This window comes from Providencia sp. PROV033, from assembly GCF_028484855.1.
Taxonomy (GTDB): domain Bacteria; phylum Pseudomonadota; class Gammaproteobacteria; order Enterobacterales; family Enterobacteriaceae; genus Providencia; species Providencia alcalifaciens.
The window spans coordinates 47,665-65,680 of the sequence record NZ_JAMPSW010000007.1 but is presented as its reverse complement, the minus strand read 5'-3'; the positions used below and the strand labels follow the sequence as shown (position 1 = coordinate 65,680).

At 42.8% G+C, this 18,016-nt stretch carries 19 protein-coding genes; 2 read left to right on the top strand and 17 right to left on the bottom strand.

Translation table 11 applies throughout. The features are described 5' to 3' along the window. Positions 1 to 408: 408 nt before the first annotated feature. The 5 genes from PSF16_RS02990 to nrdH all read right to left on the bottom strand — a co-directional run bounded on the left by PSF16_RS02990 (position 409) and on the right by nrdH (position 5,535). A complete protein-coding gene (locus PSF16_RS02990; protein WP_006662341.1) occupies positions 409 to 1,608 on the bottom strand; it encodes an MFS transporter in 1,200 nt (399 codons plus the stop codon). A 143-nt stretch (positions 1,609 to 1,751) separates the two neighbouring features. Continuing rightward, entirely contained in the window at positions 1,752 to 2,723 is a 972-nt protein-coding gene (nrdF, locus tag PSF16_RS02985; RefSeq protein ID WP_006660929.1) for a class 1b ribonucleoside-diphosphate reductase subunit beta, read from the bottom strand. Positions 2,724 to 2,736: 13 nt separating this feature from the next. After that, positions 2,737 to 4,869, bottom strand: coding sequence for a class 1b ribonucleoside-diphosphate reductase subunit alpha (nrdE, locus tag PSF16_RS02980; protein WP_071992062.1), 2,133 nt, complete (start codon positions 4,867 to 4,869; stop codon positions 2,737 to 2,739). After that, positions 4,862 to 5,296, bottom strand: coding sequence for a class Ib ribonucleoside-diphosphate reductase assembly flavoprotein NrdI (gene nrdI, locus PSF16_RS02975; protein WP_036960176.1), 435 nt, complete (start codon positions 5,294 to 5,296; stop codon positions 4,862 to 4,864). The genes nrdE and nrdI overlap by 8 nt, the downstream gene beginning before the upstream one ends. 11 nt (positions 5,297 to 5,307) lie before the next feature. Next, positions 5,308 to 5,535 carry a glutaredoxin-like protein NrdH gene (gene nrdH, locus PSF16_RS02970; protein WP_006662337.1) on the bottom strand — a complete coding sequence of 76 codons (228 nt, stop codon included), beginning with the start codon at positions 5,533 to 5,535 and terminating at the stop codon, positions 5,308 to 5,310. A 297-nt stretch (positions 5,536 to 5,832) separates the two neighbouring features. On the opposite strand from nrdH, the gene PSF16_RS02965 reads away from it, so the two are divergent. Next, on the top strand, positions 5,833 to 6,291 hold the full coding sequence (locus PSF16_RS02965) for a methylated-DNA--[protein]-cysteine S-methyltransferase (RefSeq protein WP_006660933.1): 459 nt from the start codon (positions 5,833 to 5,835) through the stop codon (positions 6,289 to 6,291). 217 nt (positions 6,292 to 6,508) lie between these two features. Then, positions 6,509 to 6,718: a transcription antiterminator/RNA stability regulator CspE gene (gene cspE / locus PSF16_RS02960; protein ID WP_006662336.1), complete on the top strand. Its 210-nt coding sequence runs from the start codon at positions 6,509 to 6,511 to the stop codon at positions 6,716 to 6,718. Between the two features lie 186 nt (positions 6,719 to 6,904). Here the strand turns inward: cspE and lipA are convergent, their stop codons facing one another. The 12 genes from lipA to lptE form a co-directional block, all read right to left on the bottom strand. Beyond that, on the bottom strand, positions 6,905 to 7,870 hold the full coding sequence (gene lipA, locus PSF16_RS02955) for a lipoyl synthase (RefSeq protein WP_006660935.1): 966 nt from the start codon (positions 7,868 to 7,870) through the stop codon (positions 6,905 to 6,907). A gap of 70 nt (positions 7,871 to 7,940) precedes the next feature. Next, entirely contained in the window at positions 7,941 to 8,570 is a 630-nt protein-coding gene (gene lipB, locus PSF16_RS02950) for a lipoyl(octanoyl) transferase LipB (RefSeq protein ID WP_179897764.1), read from the bottom strand. 157 nt (positions 8,571 to 8,727) lie between these two features. Beyond that, positions 8,728 to 8,991 carry a DUF493 family protein YbeD gene (ybeD, locus tag PSF16_RS02945; protein ID WP_006662335.1) on the bottom strand — a complete coding sequence of 88 codons (264 nt, stop codon included), beginning with the start codon at positions 8,989 to 8,991 and terminating at the stop codon, positions 8,728 to 8,730. Between the two features lie 153 nt (positions 8,992 to 9,144). Next, the gene (gene dacA, locus PSF16_RS02940) at positions 9,145 to 10,374 is read right to left on the bottom strand and encodes a D-alanyl-D-alanine carboxypeptidase DacA (protein ID WP_272688743.1); all 1,230 of its coding nucleotides are present in this window, start codon (positions 10,372 to 10,374) and stop codon (positions 9,145 to 9,147) included. A gap of 191 nt (positions 10,375 to 10,565) precedes the next feature. Then, entirely contained in the window at positions 10,566 to 11,543 is a 978-nt protein-coding gene (rlpA, locus tag PSF16_RS02935; RefSeq protein WP_006662334.1) for an endolytic peptidoglycan transglycosylase RlpA, read from the bottom strand. Between the two features lie 13 nt (positions 11,544 to 11,556). After that, positions 11,557 to 12,669, bottom strand: coding sequence for a peptidoglycan glycosyltransferase MrdB (gene mrdB, locus PSF16_RS02930; protein ID WP_006660940.1), 1,113 nt, complete (start codon positions 12,667 to 12,669; stop codon positions 11,557 to 11,559). A gap of 2 nt (positions 12,670 to 12,671) precedes the next feature. Further along, on the bottom strand, positions 12,672 to 14,561 hold the full coding sequence (gene mrdA / locus PSF16_RS02925; protein WP_006660941.1) for a peptidoglycan DD-transpeptidase MrdA: 1,890 nt from the start codon (positions 14,559 to 14,561) through the stop codon (positions 12,672 to 12,674). Between the two features lie 32 nt (positions 14,562 to 14,593). Further along, positions 14,594 to 15,064, bottom strand: a complete 471-nt coding sequence (gene rlmH / locus PSF16_RS02920) for a 23S rRNA (pseudouridine(1915)-N(3))-methyltransferase RlmH (RefSeq protein WP_006660942.1) — start codon at positions 15,062 to 15,064, stop codon at positions 14,594 to 14,596. 2 nt (positions 15,065 to 15,066) lie between these two features. After that, positions 15,067 to 15,393, bottom strand: coding sequence for a ribosome silencing factor (gene rsfS, locus PSF16_RS02915; protein ID WP_006660943.1), 327 nt, complete (start codon positions 15,391 to 15,393; stop codon positions 15,067 to 15,069). 335 nt (positions 15,394 to 15,728) lie between these two features. Further along, positions 15,729 to 16,385 (bottom strand): nicotinate-nucleotide adenylyltransferase, encoded by a 657-nt coding sequence (gene nadD / locus PSF16_RS02910; RefSeq protein ID WP_006662332.1) that lies wholly within the window; start codon positions 16,383 to 16,385, stop codon positions 15,729 to 15,731. 46 nt (positions 16,386 to 16,431) lie between these two features. Next, the gene (gene holA, locus PSF16_RS02905) at positions 16,432 to 17,466 is read right to left on the bottom strand and encodes a DNA polymerase III subunit delta (RefSeq protein ID WP_006660945.1); all 1,035 of its coding nucleotides are present in this window, start codon (positions 17,464 to 17,466) and stop codon (positions 16,432 to 16,434) included. Continuing rightward, entirely contained in the window at positions 17,466 to 18,005 is a 540-nt protein-coding gene (gene lptE / locus PSF16_RS02900; protein WP_036960188.1) for an LPS assembly lipoprotein LptE, read from the bottom strand. The genes holA and lptE overlap by 1 nt, the downstream gene beginning before the upstream one ends. Positions 18,006 to 18,016 lie beyond the last annotated feature (11 nt).

Genomic DNA, 18,016 nt, shown 5'->3' with positions numbered 1-18,016 from the left:
TAAAATCATATAAAACAATATATAATCACATCGCATTAACTCAATACCATTTTTTTTATTACTCAATAATTACAAGATAGAAGGATCTCTCTTTTTGGGGGTAAATACCAAGAGAAGGAGCCTAGGGTACTGAGTGATACTGGGTTAATATTTTATGGGCAAGAAGTATACCATTTGATGAAGGTATACTTTTTGCTTAACTATGTCACTAATTAACTTTTTCTAAGTAAATTATACCTTGCACTAATTATTTATCATTGTTAGCTATTTGATAAGATGATTATTATCATAGCCACATAATAATAGGTTAAATAATGGACCAGGAAAGAATGTGATTGATATTAAGTGAGCTGGATATGCATAACCGCAATCTATTTAGCGGCTATGCATTGAGAGAATTAAATGTATTTATTGCTCTGAAGTAATTTTTGGATCAAATCGAGCACCAATAGCCCAAATGATTAAGCTTATTCCGGTCAAGACCGCCCCTGAAATTGCAACGCCTAGCCAGCCCGCATGTTCATATGCATATCCTGAAAGTAATGAACCTAATGCACCACCAATAAAATAACTGGTCATATAACCTGCGGTTAAGCGGTTACGTGCTTCAGGCATAATACGATAAAGGGTACTTTGGTTTGTGACATGCACGGCTTGAACCGCCAAATCAAGGACTAATACGCCGATAATAAAGGCAATTAACGAATACTTCGCCATGCCAATGGGGATCCAAGATAACAGTAGTAACACTAAGCCAAGGGTCGTGATTAATTTACCTTTGCCTTTATCAACTAAGCGACCCGCTTGAGTTGCCATTAATGCTCCTGCCGCACCAACAAGACCAAATAGTCCGATAGTCCCTTCCGAATAATTGAATGGGGGGCTAGCAAGCAAGAATGCCATGGCAGTCCATAACAGTGCAAAATTTGCAAAAGTTAAGGCTCCAAGTAAAGCTCGAGTACCTAATACGGGGGTTGTAAAAAACAGGCGTCCAATGGAGAAGATGAGCTGAAAATAGTTAAGATCAGTTTTTTGGTGATAGCGGGGTAGTTTGAGCGCTAAAACAAGGACGAGGATCATCATCAATCCAAAGGCGACCCAGTAAATGGCTCTCCATCCCCCGATCATGGCAACCCCGCCAGAGATAGTTCTGGCAAGTAAAATACCTAAAAGTAGCCCACTCATAATCGTTCCGACGGCTTTCCCTCTTTGATGCGGTTTCGCAATAGAGGCAGCCATAGGAACAAGGACTTGCGCGACAACGGAGAATAATCCGGTTAACGCCGTACCGAGCAAAATTTGCCAAATATTGTCAGAAAGCGCCGTGATTAATAAACCACTCGCTGACAATGTCGTCATGACGATGATCAACTTTTTTCGTTCGAAAAGATCACCGAGAGGAACTAAAAATAGTAACCCAACGGCATAGCCTAATTGAGCTGCCGTCACAATAAACCCAGCCATGTTAGTGGTGAGGTTAAATTGGAGTGCGATGGTATCGAGTAGAGGTTGCGCGTAATAGTTACTGGCAACGACGAGTCCGGTGGCAATTGCCATTAAGAGCGTTAAGCCCGTAGTCAGTTCCGCTTGTGGTGTTTTTATGCTCATTATGCTTCGAATATAAGTGTTAATTTATTATTCAGTGGGCAGGCTTTAAGCCTAACCCACCATTATTGTTCAATGAGTTAATGCATGAGGTTATTTTATTATTTTTTCAGAATATTGATGCGTGATATTTTTGTTGATGTTATTCAAAAAAGCCAATCATCATCTTCAGTACTCACCGCTTTGCCAATGACATAGGATGAGCCAGAGCCAGAGAAAAAGTCATGGTTTTCATTGGCGTCAGGTGAAAGTGCGGACAAAATTTCAGGGCTCACTTGTGTAATTGAGTCAGGGAATAGTGCTTCATAGCCCAAGTTCATCAACGCTTTATTGGCGTTATAGTGTAGAAAACTTTTGACGTCTTCGCTCCAGCCAACACCATCATACAACTCTTGAGTATATTTGATTTCATTTTCATATAAATCAAGTAGCAATGAGAAAGTGAAATCTTTAATTTCATTACGTTCTTGTTCTGAGTAATGAGCTAGCGCTTTTTGGAATTTATAACCGATGTAGTAGCCATGAATGGCTTCATCGCGAATGATCAGCCGAATTAAATCTGCGGTATTGGTCAGTTTTCCACGGCTTGACCAGTACATTGGCAAATAAAAGCCAGAGTAAAATAGAAAGGACTCCAAAAAAACGCTGGCGACTTTCTTCTTGAGTGGATGGGAATCGCAATAGTAAGAAAGAATAATTTTAGCTTTATTTTGTAATGCAGTGTTTTCTTCACTCCAGCGATAGGCTTCATCAACATCTACGGTGGAGCATAATGTAGAAAAAATCGAGCTATAGGAACGTGCGTGTACCGCTTCCATAAAGCTGATATTGGAGAGAACGGCTTCTTCATGGGGCGTTTGTGCATCTTCCATTAAGCAAGGCGCACCAACAGTATTTTGGATGGTGTCCAGAAGTGTTAATCCCGTAAATACACGAATGGTGAGCTGTTGCTCGTCTGTTTTTAGTGTATTCCATGAAACAGTATCGTTTGACAGTGGAATTTTTTCTGGCAACCAAAAGTTACTGGTTAGCCGATTCCATACTTCGAGGTCTTTATCATCCTGAATACGGTTCCAGTTTATTGCTTGAATTGGGCGATTAGGCGTGCTGGTGGTCATATTATTTATCCTTTTACAGTGAGCAGGAAACACAGCCTTCTACTTCGGTACCTTCGAGAGCAGTTTGGCGTAATCGAATGTAATACAAGGTTTTTATTCCTTTTCGCCAGGCATAGATTTGCGCTTTATTGATATCGCGGGTGGTTGCATTACCATCAAAAAACAGTGTTAGCGACAAACCTTGGTCAACGTGCTGGGTCGCTTCTGCATAGGTATCGATGATTTTTTCTGGACCAATTTGATAGGCATCTTGGTAGAACTGAAGATTTTCATTGGTCATAAATGGTGCGGGATAGTAAACACGCCCAATTTTGCCTTCTTTACGAATTTCGATAGGAGCAACTACAGGGTGAATGCTGGAAGTCGAATTGTTGATATAGGAAATAGATCCTGTTGGAGGGATCGCTTGCAAGTTTTGGTTATATATTCCATTGGTCATCACTGACTGCTTTAAGGCTTGCCAGTTTGCTTGTGTGGGTATTTCGATGCCCGAGCGTCGGAATAATTCCTGAACGGTTTGGGTCTTTGGTAACCATGTGTTGTTGATATATTTATCAAAATACTCGCCGCTAGCGTAGGAGGATGATTCAAAGCCATCAAAGGTTTGTTGGCGTTCAATGGCTAATTGGTTTGATGTTTTTAAGGCATGGTAAGCCACGGTATAGAAATAAATATTAGTAAAATCTAATCCTTCTTCAGATCCATAGTGGATATGTTCTCGGGCTAAAAAACCATGCAAGTTCATTTGACCAAGACCAATAGCATGGGATTGTCGGTTACCTTTAGCAATAGAAGGAACTGAGCCAATATTGCTCATATCTGAAACCGCAGTTAGAGCGCGAATAGCGGTTTCTATCGACAATGCAAAGTCTGGTGAATCCATGGTATTTGCGATATTCATAGAGCCTAAGTTGCAACTAATATCTTTACCAATTTCTTGGTAACTTAAATCATCTTCATATTGGCTGGCTTGGTTTACTTGTAGAATTTCAGAGCATAAATTACTCATGTTGATACGCCCAGCAATGGGGTTGGCACGATTCGCGGTATCTTCAAATAAAATATACGGATAGCCTGATTCAAATTGGATTTCAGCGATAGTTTGGAAAAATTCCCGCGCATTAATTTTGAATTTTTTGATGGCTTTGTTGTTCACCATTTCGTGGTATTTTTCTGTAACACTGATTTCTGACATGGGTACCCCGTAGATTTTTTGAATGTCATAAGGGGAAAATAGGTACATGTCTTCATTATTTTTCGCGAGCTGGAATGTAATGTCAGGGATCACGACTCCAAGAGAGAGTGTTTTAATGCGAATTTTTTCATCCGCGTTTTCTCGTTTAGTATCTAAAAAGCGCAGGATATCAGGATGGTGAGCATGAAGATAAACGGCACCTGCACCTTGTCTCGCCCCTAATTGATTTGCATAGGAAAATGCATCTTCCAGCATTTTCATGACAGGTACGACGCCAGAGGATTGGTTCTTGATCTGTTTAATCGGGGCGCCTTGTTCGCGTAAATTACTCATCAAGAAAGCAACACCACCCCCGCGCTTAGACAGTTGTAGTGCTGAATTCACTGAGCGCCCGATAGACTCCATGTTGTCTTCAATTCGCAGTAAAAAGCAGGATATTAGCTCCCCGCGCTGTTTCTTCCCACAATTGAGAAACGTTGGCGTTGCAGGTTGGAAGCGCCCAGTGATGATTTCATCTACGAAGAGGGAGGCGAGAGATTTAGAACCCTGTGCAAGGGTGAGTGCCACCATGCAAACGCGGTCTTCGTAACGTTCAAGATAGCGTTTTCCATCGAAGGTTTTAAGTGTGTAGCTGGTGTAATACTTAAAAGCGCCTAAGAACGTTTGAAAACGAAACTTATGAGCATAGGCTTGCTTGAAAAGTTGTTTAATGAACGGAAAATCGTACTGTGCGAGGACCTCTTCTTCGTAGTATTTTTCATTCACTAAAAAATCAAGTTTCTCTTTTAAATCATGAAAAAAGACGGTGTTTTGATTCACATGCTGGCGAAAGTAGAGATATGCTGCTTGCTTGTCTTTATCTAACTGTAAACGACCTTCACTATCATAGAGGTTCAACATCGCATTTAGCGCATGATAATCCGCATTGCGGCTGTTTTGTGGGTTATCCATTGATTGGTTCCTTTGTATGAGCGCTTTCCCAGAATGTTTTCAATCCTTGTTTTACGGACTGTACATCTCGCTCAGTACCTAATAATTCGAAGCGATAGAGGAAGGGAATGGCACATTTTTGAGCAATAATGCTGCCGGCGAGCGCGTAAGCTTCCCCAAAATTAGTATTACCTGCCGCAATAACACCGCGAATCAACGCACGATTAGTTGGGATATTGAGAAAATGCACAACTTCTTTAGGTACTGCACCGTGGGAAGAGCCTCCACCATAGGTCGGTAGCAGCAGTACATAAGGCTGAGTTGCTAAAATGGCATTCTCAGGTAAATGACCGATGGGGATGCGGGTTGCTGGCAATTGTAATTTTTCGACAAACCGGTGGCAGCTGCCCGAATGGCTTGAAAAATAAATCAGTGGCTGTGTGGTCATATCAGCCTCACTTACTCAATCAAAGCATTGATTTTGTCAGGGCGAAATCCTGACCAATGTTGCTCTCCCACGATAACAACGGGAAGTTGTTGGTAACCTAGTTTTTTTATAAATTCAATGGCTTGATTATCTTCAGATAGGTCGATGACTTTATATTGAAGTTGCTTGCGTTCAAAAGCTTGGTAGGTGGCATTACACTGGACGCAGTTAGGCTTACTATAAATGGTAATCTCAGTCATTTTTTTCACCTTAATATTTTCAGAACGTGGTAGTTACGTGATAGTGGTGTATCTAAGATGGCTTGATCCTATATATTGATAAAAAATATTTCAACCACACAATATATAGTGATTTCTTATTTTGAATGATAATCATTCAAATTATTGGCTATGCTGTTATTAACATTGGAAATAAAAAAATTCAGGGGGAGATGATTCAGTTAGCTACACTGAGAAAAAATATCATTGCAAAGTAGAAATAATTTACCTTATAACTGTATATACAATCAGGTAAGTGAATCCTTTTGAGGAGATGTTATGTACCATCAATATTTAGTAGCCCCAGAAAACTTTCCGAAACCGTGGATCCATATTACGGCTGATGATGAAGGTGTGACGAGTATCTATTTTGTTGATGAAAAAACGGAGAAAGAGTCGAAGAACGAATTCTCAAAGCAGTGTGCTAAAGAGTTAAAAGAATATTTCAATCATAAGCGGAAAGTGTTTTCTGTCGCACTGAATCCGCAAGGTACTGAGTTTCAGAAAAAAGTCTGGAAGCATTTGTGCGAAATTCCTTATGGTGAGCGCTGGAGTTATAAAGATCTCGCCTTAAAATTAGGTTCTGTTAACTATTGCCGAGCTGTAGGAATGGCAAATTCCCGTAATCCTATTTCATTGATTGTGCCTTGTCATCGTGTGTTGGGGCATGATGGAAAATTGGTGGGTTACACAGGAGGTTTGGATATTAAAGATTGGCTACTTATTCACGAGAAGTAAACGCTGAAAAATTAACTATTAGTAATACTTATCTTTGCGTTAATTACTATTGATAAGAATTATTCCCGTTTTTTTGGGGAAACGTGTGGATAAATAATATTTTTTTATCATTTAAATCAATTTTCGTGATCTAGGTTGTAGACAAGTAAGTTACATATCTGATGTACTGAGCTTGATACAGATGGTGTGTCTATTTTATTTTAAAGGTAATAATTTGATGTCTAAAGTTAAAGGTAACGTTAAGTGGTTCAATGAATCTAAAGGTTTTGGTTTCATCACTCCAGAAGATGGTAGCAAAGATGTTTTTGTTCACTTCTCTGCGATTTCTGGCGACGGTTTCAAAACCTTAGCAGAAGGCCAAAAAGTCGAATTCGAAATCACTGAAGGCGCGAAAGGTCCATCAGCTGCTAACGTTGTCTCTTTGTAATTAAATACTTAGAAACGAACAGCACTAAACTCGCACTAGCATTGCTAGCGCGAGTTTTTTTATGGTTCAAACTCATCGAATAATAATTTGTATTGGTGATAAATTAGATAATTAATAAAAAACCCCAATGTGCAATATGCATCATCAGGGTTTCTCTGCAAGCATCGTTGGGTGAAATGGTAAATATTATTTAACTTCTTCGCCTTTTGCTTGTAGGTCAGCATGGTAAGAAGAGCGCACAAATGGACCACATGCTGCATGTGTGAAGCCCATATCCATAGCCGCTTCTTTCATTTCATCGAACTCAGCAGGGCTGACGTAACGCTTAACGGGTAAATGGTGGCGGCTTGGCTGCAAGTATTGTCCCAATGTTAACATCGTCACGCCATGACGACGTAAGTCACGCATAACTTCGATAATTTCTTCATTGGTTTCGCCTAAGCCAACCATTAAACCTGATTTTGTTGGGATTTCTGGATGTGCTTCTTTGAATTTTTCCAGCAATTTCAAGGACCATTCATAGTTAGCGCCAGGGCGAACTTGGCGGTAAATGCGTGGAACGTTTTCAAGGTTATGGTTAAACACATCCGGTGGCGTAGCGGTAAGGATTTCTAATGCGCGATCCATACGGCCGCGGAAATCAGGTACAAGCGTTTCAATTTTAATCGATGGGCTTTTTTCTCTGATTGCACTGATGCAGTCAGCGAAATGCTGTGCGCCGCCATCACGTAAATCATCACGGTCTACGGAAGTAATAACCACATAGCGTAGAGCCATATCTTTGATAGTTTGGGCTAATTTTTCAGGCTCATTGGCATCAGGGGCATTTGGGCGGCCGTGGGCAACATCACAGAATGGGCAACGGCGAGTACAGATTGCACCTAAAATCATAAAGGTGGCAGTTCCGTGGTTAAAACATTCAGAGAGGTTAGGGCATGACGCTTCTTCGCAGACGGAGTGCAGGCCATTTTTACGCATTGCGGCTTTGATGCCTTGAATTCGCGTAGAGTCAGCTGGCAATCTGATTTTCATCCAGTCAGGTTTACGTAGAATTTCTTCACGTTCCGTCACCACGTTTTTAACAGGGATCAGTGCCATTTTATCGGCGTCACGATATTTAATTCCACGCTCGATCTGAATTGGTTTACTCATAATGTGCCGGTTCCAGTTATCTGTTTGCCATTAAAATTTTTTTGAAAAATGTTAAAAAATTATAGCATTATTATTGAACAATATGAAATCCAAGTGTGTCACAGAACTGACTAATAAGCACTGGTTGAACATCGCTTAATGTAATATTTGGCGACAGTGCTCGCACTTGTGTCATTTTCAACTCACTATAACCACAGGGGTTAATGCGATTAAAAGGCTCTAAATCCATATCAACATTCAGTGCCAATCCATGGAACGAGCAGCCTTTGCGGATGCGTAAACCAAGGGAGCAGATTTTGTCTCCATTGACATACACTCCGGGGGCATCAGGGCGTGGGTACGCACTGATATTAAAATGAGCGAGGGTATTCACCACGCAGGTTTCTAGAGCACTAACCAGTTCACGGACACCAATATGGCTACGCTTTAAATCCACCATAACATACATCACTTGCTGACCGGGACCATGATACGTCACTTGTCCACCTCGATCGCTTTGGATGACAGGAATGTTTCCTGGCGCGAGAACATGCTCAGCTTTACCTGCTTGCCCTTGAGTAAAGACAGAAGGGTGCTGTACCAGCCAAATTTCGTCGCAGGTATCAGAAGTACGGGATTCAGTAAATTGATGCATTGCCTCAGATGTGCTCTCGTAGGGAGCCAGACCTAAGTCGCGGATGATGATGCTATTCTTCGACAAAATTCGGTGTCCACAGGCTGTAAAGATGAATGGCAGTATAACGCTGTGAAAGCTTTACCACCAGTTTAGCTTGTTATAAACGTGTTATTTTGCAGTATATTTCAACGTTACGAGCAATAAAAAACCGAGCACATGGCTCGGCTTTTTGCGTTGTTCATTACAGGACAACTTTGACTAATTCTAATGCGCCTAACTCAGTGTAGAGCGTTTCAACTTGCTCAATGTGAGTCGCGTTAATCGTAATAGAAACTGAGTGGTAGTTACCTTTGCTGCTCGGTTTCACATCCGGTGCATAGTCACCCGGAGCATGGCGTTGAACAACTTCAATGACTTGGTCAACTAATTCTGGCTGCGCTAGGCCCATCACTTTGTAGGTCAATGGACATGGGAACTCAAGCAGTTCACCTAATTTCGTTTTCATGGGCACTCCTAAAAGATTAATTAGCGCCTGTATAAAAATTGGCTGGAAGAAAATAGATTTCGCCAGCCAATTCATGACCCCACTAGGGTTTGTATTTCACTACAGGCTTTCAGATACAAACTATATGGGGTTAACTTATTTCGATTTCAAGTATTAACTAAACCAACGATGGAATAATAGTTTGATGTAGTCGATCAAGCGGCTGAAGAAGCCACCTTCTTCAACATCTTTTAATACCGTTAAAGGACGTTGTTCAATTGTTTTGCCGTCTAATTGGAAGCTAATCGTTCCGACTTGCTGGCCTTTTTTCAGCGGTGCTTCAATTTCAGTTGTGGTTAATTCGTAGCTTGCTTTCAAGTCTTTTAAACGACCACGAGGAATGGTGAGGTAAAGGTCTTCAACGACGCCTAATTTAACTTTGCTGTCATCACCAAACCAAACGGGAGCAGTTGCGAACTCAACATCGGCTTGCAGTGGCTTAACTGTTTCATAGAAGCGGAAGCCATAAGTGAGCAGTTTTTTGCTTTCTGCATCACGACCTTTACTGCTTTTTCCACCCATAACAACAGAGATCAGGCGCATATCGCCATCTTTCGCTGATGCCACTAAGTTATAACCCGCCGCATCAGTATGACCGGTTTTAATCCCATCAACGGCGAGGCTTTTATCCCATAGTAGACCATTACGGTTAGTTTGGCGGATATTATTAAACGTAAACTCTTTTTCTTTGTAAATTTCGTACTCTTCCGGTACATCACGGATCAGTGCTTGACCAATCAACGCCATATCGCGAGCAGAACTGTATTGACCCGCGGCATCCAAACCATGAACCGTTTGGAAGTGGGTATTTTGCAGACCCAGTTTAGTTACGTAGGTGTTCATCAAGTTAACGAAGTTAGCTTGATCACCAGCAACATAATCCGCCATTGCTACACAAGCATCGTTACCTGACTGTAAGTTAATACCACGGGTCAGCTGAGAAACACTCACGCGATCCCCTGGTTTTAAGAACATTAATGATGAGCCTTTGAAGATTGGATTACCTGTCGCCCATGCATCATCGCCAACCGTAACCATATCATTCGCACCGATTTTGCCTGATTTAATGGCTTGACCGATAACGTAGCTGGTCATCATTTTGGTCAAACTGGCAGGATCGCGGCGTTGGTCTGCATTGCTTTCGGCAAGGACTTTACCTGAATTGTAATCAATTAAGATATAGGCAGCCGCATCAATGTCTGGCACTGCGGGAATTGATGTATTTGGAAATGCTTCATCTGCATTTGCAAAATTAGCGGTAGAAACGATCAGTGCAGAAGCCAAGGCAGTCTGGCGCGCAATGCGTGACAGAAAGACATAGCGTGATGGGAAGACATTTTTCATGGTTGTATCATTATATCCGGCATTCGGTTAACACAAGAAAGCGCAGTTTAGCAAAAGTTCAAAGGCAGATAAAAGAAGCTCTTGCGCTGTGCAGGTAAATTTACGCTAGTTTATACCCGTTCTACTTCAAGTTGCAGGGGAAATAAGGATTTATTTCCCCTTACAACGTAAATTATTCGGCTATTGGGAGACTAAGGCGCGACAACCATAGATTGTTGATTACGCTCGGACTGTAAGCGAGATTGAATCTCTACGGCTTGTTGTCTGGTTGCAAAAGGTCCTAATTGAACACGGTAGATGCCATTGTAGGGTTGCAGGCGTCCTGGAACCTTAAACTGGTTTTTTAAATTGTCTAACATGCTTTGTGCATTCGCTTTACTACTGATAGCACCAGCTTGGACTAAAAATCCACGCTCAGGGACCGATTCTGTTGCGGTTGCTTGTGGCGCAGCTTGCGGTTCCTGCGGCTTGATGTTCATATCAGGCATAGTCGGTTGCATAGGTTCAACAGGTTGTTGGACGGGCAGTGAATTTGTTGGTGCTGGGGATTCTTGCATCACTGGCGTGCCTAATGGACCAGACCCCAACTGTGGGCGGTCGGGGAGCGCATAACTTTGCTTAACAAAGTTTGAACCTACTGTACCGGGACCCGATAAGCTGCCATCGGGTGCAACTTGAATAGCATCAATTTTAATCTTTGTCGTTGTCATCAGATTTAAGCGATCTGCAACCGCACGAGATACGGCAATGCTTTTACCCGGTGTATATGGACCCCGGTCATTAATACGCACCACCATCATGCGACCATTCATCATATTGGTAATACGTGCATAACTTGGAATTGGCAGGGTTGGGTGAGCAGCTGTTAACTCTACTGGGTTCGCTCGTTCACCAATGGCTGTCAGTTGACCAGAGGCTTCTTGTCCATAAATTGATGCGTAACCAACTTGAGAGTACTGCGCCGGATCACGCACGATTTGATACTGTTTACCATTACGTTGGTAATCATTATTCGCCGTTGGGTGATAAGGTTCATAATGTGGCTCAGCACCCAAGACATCTTGTGTTGGAATATTGGTTGGTACTGTTGGCTGCTGCTTAACGTCTTCGTTAATACAACCACTGAGCAATGTGGTTGCCATGGCGAGCATAATCCATTGTAAACGCATACTAAGCCTCATGTTATAAACTCTTAGATAGAAATTTTCTGTGGGTATGGATAGACATGATAATACCGAATCCAGCCATTAAAACAATTAAGGCGGAGCCACCATAACTGACTAAGGGAAGGGGAACACCAACGACAGGCAAGATGCCGCTGACCATGCCAATATTAACAAACACATACACAAATAGGATTAGGATTAATCCACCGACCATGACTCGCCCGAAGGTGTTTTGCGCACTCGCGGCGATATAGAGCCCACGAATGATGAGCAAAATGTAGAGCGCCAGTAAGACTAATACACCAATGAGTCCGAGTTCTTCGGCTAATACAGCGAAGATAAAATCAGTGTGTCGTTCAGGTAAGAATTCTAGCTGGGATTGAGTGCCTTCCAGCCAGCCTTTTCCCATTAACCCACCGGAGCCAATGGCAATTTTAGACTGGATAATATGGTATCCCTTACCGAGTGGGTCGCTTTCTGGGTCAAGTAACATCATGACTCGTGCACGTTGGTAATCATGCATTAAGAAGAACCAAAGCATTGGGATAAAGGCGGCGAGCGCAACGGCAGCAACGGCAATCAATCGCCAGCTCATTCCTGCTAGGAATAGAACAAATAGACCTGATGCGGCAACGAGAATTGAAGTACCGAGATCCGGTTGTGCTGCGACGAGCAACGTTGGAACGAAGATAAAGACAAGTGCAATACAGGTGTTTTTAAATGAAGGCGGGCATGTATCTCGGTTCATAAAGCGAGCCACCATTAAGGGGACGGCAATTTTAGCAATTTCCGATGGTTGGAAACGCACAAAACCTAGGTCGAGCCAACGTTGAGCCCCTTTACTGATTTGCCCAAATACATCGACAAAAACCAATAATATGACACAGAAAATAAACAGATGTGGCGCAAGGCTTTCATACATTCGTGGGGGGATTTGCGCCATCACGATCATGACTACGAAGCCAGAAAAAATTTGCCCTAATTTTCTTTCCATCATATCTGGGTCTAGCCCGCTAGCACTCCACATAATAAATGCGCTATACGCGAGCAATGCTATGATAATCAATAACATTGGCACATCAATGTGCAGACGTGTTGATAGTGATAGTTTTCGTTTATCGTCTGTCATGATTAACGATCTTCCTCTGCGCTGGCACCCGAGGTTTCAACTTGGGTCTTGTTATCACCTAACAGGACATGGTCAAAGATTTGGCGAACAATATCACCGACCGCAGGACCTGCACCACCGTTCTCTAAAATAATCGCAACGGCAATTGTGGGGTTATCGTAAGGGGCATACGCAATCATGAGTTTATGGTCGCGCAGGTGTTCCGCTAATTTGCTTGCGTTATAGGTTTCGTAGCTAAATACTTGGGCTGTTCCTGATTTCGCTGCCACTTTATATGGTGTGCCAACAAAGCTGCGTTTACCCGTACCATTCGGCGCATTGGCGACACCATACATACCCGTCTTAGCTAGCTCCCAATAACCTGAGTGGATATCACCAATCTGGCGGGTTTCTTTATCTTCATAAGGTACCATGGCATTGCCGAGTTTAGTTCCATACAGCAAATGTGGTGTTTTCACTTTACCATCATTGATTAATGTCATCAGCGCCTTAGACATTTGAATTGGCGTTGATGTCCAATAGCCTTGACCGATCCCAACAGGGATAGTATCCCCTTGATACCAAGGTTTTTTATAGCGTTTTTGCTTCCACTCACGAGTTGGCATAATACCTTGACGCTCTTCGGAAAGGTCGATACCAGTGTATTCGCCATAACCAAAACGAGTCATCCAATCAGACAGGCGATCAATCCCCATGTCATAAGCCACTTGATAGAAGAAGGTATCGGCAGATTCAATGATGGATTTGACCACATTCAGTTTGCCGTGTCCCCAACGCTTCCAGTCACGATAACGTTTTTCAGATCCGGGGAGTTGCCACCAACCTGGATCATAGATAGTGGTATTCGGTGTAATCACTTTTTCACTCAAGGCTGCCACTGAAATGAATGGTTTCACCGTGGATGCGGGTGGATATAAGCCCTGAGTTGCTCGGTTGATCAGCGGTCTATTAGGGTTATTTAGTAGCTCTTGATAATCTTTGCTGGAAATTCCGTTCACAAACAAGTTTGAATCGTAACTAGGTGTTGATACCAAAGCGAGGATTTCGCCATTACGAGGGTCGGTAACCACGACCGCAGCACGGCTGGTGGTCAGAATTTTTTCGATGTAGGTCTGTAATTCAAGGTCGATAGTTAAATAGACATCGCGACCTGCTTGAGGTGGTTGTTCGTGAAGTTGACGAATAACTCTACCTCGGCTATTCACCTCAACTTCTTCGTAGCCTGTTTTGCCGTGCAACACATCTTCGTAATAACGCTCAATACCTAATTTTCCGATATCATGACTGGCGGCATAGTTTGGTAGCAAGCCATCTTTATCGAGGCGCTCAACGTCTTTATCGTTAATTTTTGCAACATAGCCAATGACATGGGTTAATGCTGAACCGTATGGATATGAACGGCGTTGATAGCTTTTGACTTCTAATCCCGGAAAGCGGTACTGATTGACCGCAAAACGCGCTACCTGAACTTCGTTCAGCTGAGTTTTCAGTGCAATTGAGGTAAAGCGGCGGGAGCGTTTACGCTCTTTTTCGAAGTTTGTGATGTCTTCGTCTGTGAGGTCGACCACATCGCGTAATTTGTCGAGGGTTTCCTGCAAGTTTTCCACTTTCTCAGGCACAATTTCTAACTGATAAAAAGTGCTGTTAAGGGCTAACTGAGTACCTTTACGATCATAAATAATGCCGCGGCTAGGGGCAATTGGCACCAATTTAATGCGGTTATCATTGGAGCGAGTTTGGTAATCTTCATGACGGACAATTTGTAGATGATACAAATTGGTCACGAGGATAGAGGTAAGTATGACAATGACGCCGAAAGCAATTAATGCTCGGCGAATAAACAAAACTGATTCTGCGGTATGGTCGCGAAAAGGGGTGCGTTGTTGTTTCATCCCATTGCCATTGTGTACAAATTAATTCCTAACTATTCCCGATGATACGGATGATTAGTCGTAATACTCCATGCCCGATAAAGACTTTCGGCAACAAGGACGCGAACGAGCGGATGGGGTAGTGTTAACGGTGATAGCGACCAGCTTTGCTCAGCAGCATCTTTACACGCAGGTGCAAGTCCTTCCGGTCCACCGATTAATAAACTGACATTACGACCATCTTGTTTCCATTTATCCAGCTGAACGGCAAGTTTAGGTGTGTCCCAACGATCCCCTGGAATATCCAATGTCACGATGCGATTGCCTTTACCAACAGCAGCAAGCATCAATTCGCCTTCTTTTTCGAGAATACGCTTGATGTCTGCATTTTTTCCTCGTTTTCCTGCGGGAATTTCGGTTAACTCGAAAGGCATATCTTTAGGAAAACGGTGAAGATAATCCATAAAGCCGGTCTGTACCCAGTCCGGCATTTTTGTACCGACGGCGATGAGCTGTAATTTCAAACTCAGCTCCAGAGTTTTTCTAGTTCGTACATACGGCGACTTTCATCTTGCATGATATGCACAATGGCATCACCAAGGTCGACAACAATCCAGTCTGAAATACCTTGGCCTTCTACACCTAAAGGCATCAAACCCTGTTTACGGCATGCATCGATTAAACGATCAGCAACGGACATGAGATGACGGCTTGAAGTCCCTGTGCAGATAATCATTTGGTCGGTAACACTTGATTTCCCATGGACATCGATCGATGTAATATCTTCTGCTTTCGCATCTTCAAGTTGATCGATAATAAATTTTTGGAGTTCAGTTCCTTGCAAAAGGTTCACCTTTATTCAAATTGAGAGAATCTCTTGTTAAACACGATTTATCGCTGTACTTTCAGGGGAGATATCCCCCAATAAAGCGCCGCTATTTTACCCCAGATTTTCGGAAAAATCGGCTAAATTATTTTTTATTGATGTAAGAGGGCAATTTATAGGGATATCTTATCCATTCGGCAAGATAATTATCGTAACTTTACAAACAAAATATCGCTACCTCTCGCGTACCCATATTCTAGAATATGCGTGGGGTTGTGCAATTAATTAAATTGAAAATAAGCGAATAAAAGAGAATCAATTATTTATTGATATTTCCATTCGAATAGTCGAAATAAAGCTGCTTATTTTTGATACAAATTCTGCTGCTGAATATAGTGGTAAACAGCGCGCGGCAATAAATCATCACAAGCCTGCCCTAAACCCAGTTGTTCCCGGATTTCAGTGGCAGAAATATTCACCAGTGGCGTGTCACCAATGAAAATTGAACCACTCGGTGTCTCGCTCAATATTTGCGGTTCTGTGACTTGATGCTGTTGCAGCCATTGCTGCATATCGGGGTCATCGAAATGCGTTGCATAACCGGGTCTTGCACAAACGAGTAAATGGCATTTATCTAATAGCTGAGTCCAACCATGCCACGTGTTGATGGATAGAAGAGAATCTTGCCCAATAATGAACGCAAGAGGTTGCTGCTCTCCTAATTCTTGGCGTAATTCACTCAGTGTTTCAAGCGTAAAAGAAGGCGTATCACGTCGTAGTTCACGGGTATCAACAGAGAACAATGGGTTATCTTGAATTGCGAGTTTTACCATTTCTAAACGCTGGGCAGGGCTTGCTTCAGGTTGAGGTCGATGCGGAGGAACGTGATTGGGAAGCAAAATTACTTTTTGCAATCCGACTTGTTTTGCGAGTGCTTCAACAGGGCGCAGGTGTCCATAATGAATGGGGTCAAATGTTCCGCCAAAGAGTGCTTGTAGACCTTGTGGTTTCGCGTTCATTGTTCGTTACCTATTGATATCAGGTGACTTATCTATACATCGTGCATTATGGATGCTGAATAAAATGTTCCGCATCTGTTTTACCACACAACACCATGGAGAGAGACTGTAAGTCTGGCCATGAAGAGTGAGAGAAATCTTGCTTAGTATGAATTTCCGCTTGAGTGAGTAACATCAAGGCAGATTGTAATTGATGTAGGCTCAAACGTTGGAGTGCTTCACCTAACAAACCTCGGCGGTTTTGCCAGACTTTATGCTGGTCGAATAAGGTTTTCAATGGCGTGCTCGTAGACTGACGTTTTAACGTAATCAATAACATGAGTTCACGTTGAATAGCGCGCAGCAAAATCACGGGTTCAACATCTTCTTGCTTGAGCTGCTCAAGGATATGCCATGAACGGCGAGGTTTTCCCGCTAAAATCGCATCAACCCAATGATAGGGCGTAAAATGCGCAGAATCATTAACTGCGCTTTCGACGCGAGGGTAGGTCAGTTTACCGTCAGGGTAGAGCAGTGATAAGCGTTCTAACGCTTGAGCAAGCCCCAGTAAGTTCCCTTCATAACAGTAACACAGTAGCTGATTTGCCTCTGTTTCTAATGCGAGTCTCATCTGACTAGCACGCTTAGATACCCACTGAGGTAAGCGTTGGTACTCAGGTGTTAAGCAACTGACATAGACACTATCTTGGCTAATCGCTTTGAACCAAGCACTGTTTTCTTGTGCTTTAGTCAGTTTATGTCCTCGCAGGACTAACAGTAGATCTGGGTGAAGCAAACTTGCCAGCTGAGCGAGTTTATCCGCCATTGCGGCATTGGGACCATTTTCAGGTAAAAATAAGGTGAGCATTTGCCGGCTAGCGAAAAGGCTTAGCGCCTGACAGAGACTAAAAATCTCGTCCCAATCGGTATTTTGCTCTAACGCGAAAGTAAAATGCTCTTCAAATCCTTGCTGGCGAGCAGCTAGGCGAATAGCATCTTGGCTTTCTTGAATAAGAAGGGGCTCGGAGCCCCAAATGAGATAGCGGCCTCTTAGAGACTCTTGTAACGAAGAGGCCAGCTGTTCAGGATAAATGCGTATCATTATTCGGCAACAGGTTTCTCAGCCGCTTTTGCTTTCGCTTTTTCTAACTCAGCGCTGTGAACCAGAAGCAATTTGCGCACAATGTTACGTGCTGCTTGTTGTTGCATCTCTTGCTTCACAATCTCGTTCTCAGCATCTTTAGCGAGCGCTTCTAACGGGTTATCAAAGAAAGTCCGCACAACTTTGGTTTCCAGCGGATAAATAGCGCCATCAGGCATTAATACTTGTGCCTTCATGACCAATGTCAGTTGTTTTTCCGCCGCTTTACCATCTTGGTAAATCGAAACGGTATCCGTGCTTTCTGTTGAGCCTACCAGTTTTAAAATAGGCACATCAGCACGACCGGAATCTAACAAGGTTACGTTATTGAGTCGAAGCTGTTCTCTGACCACACGCGTTTGGTAACTGTATGGGTCGCCAGAACTTAATTGTAACGTTTTCAATTCTTCAGGAAGTTGAGTTGTCCCTTGAAGACGAAAACCGCAACCTGCGGTGACAAGCACCGACAGGCTGAGAAATAGAGTTATCAGATAGCGCACTTGGGCTCCTT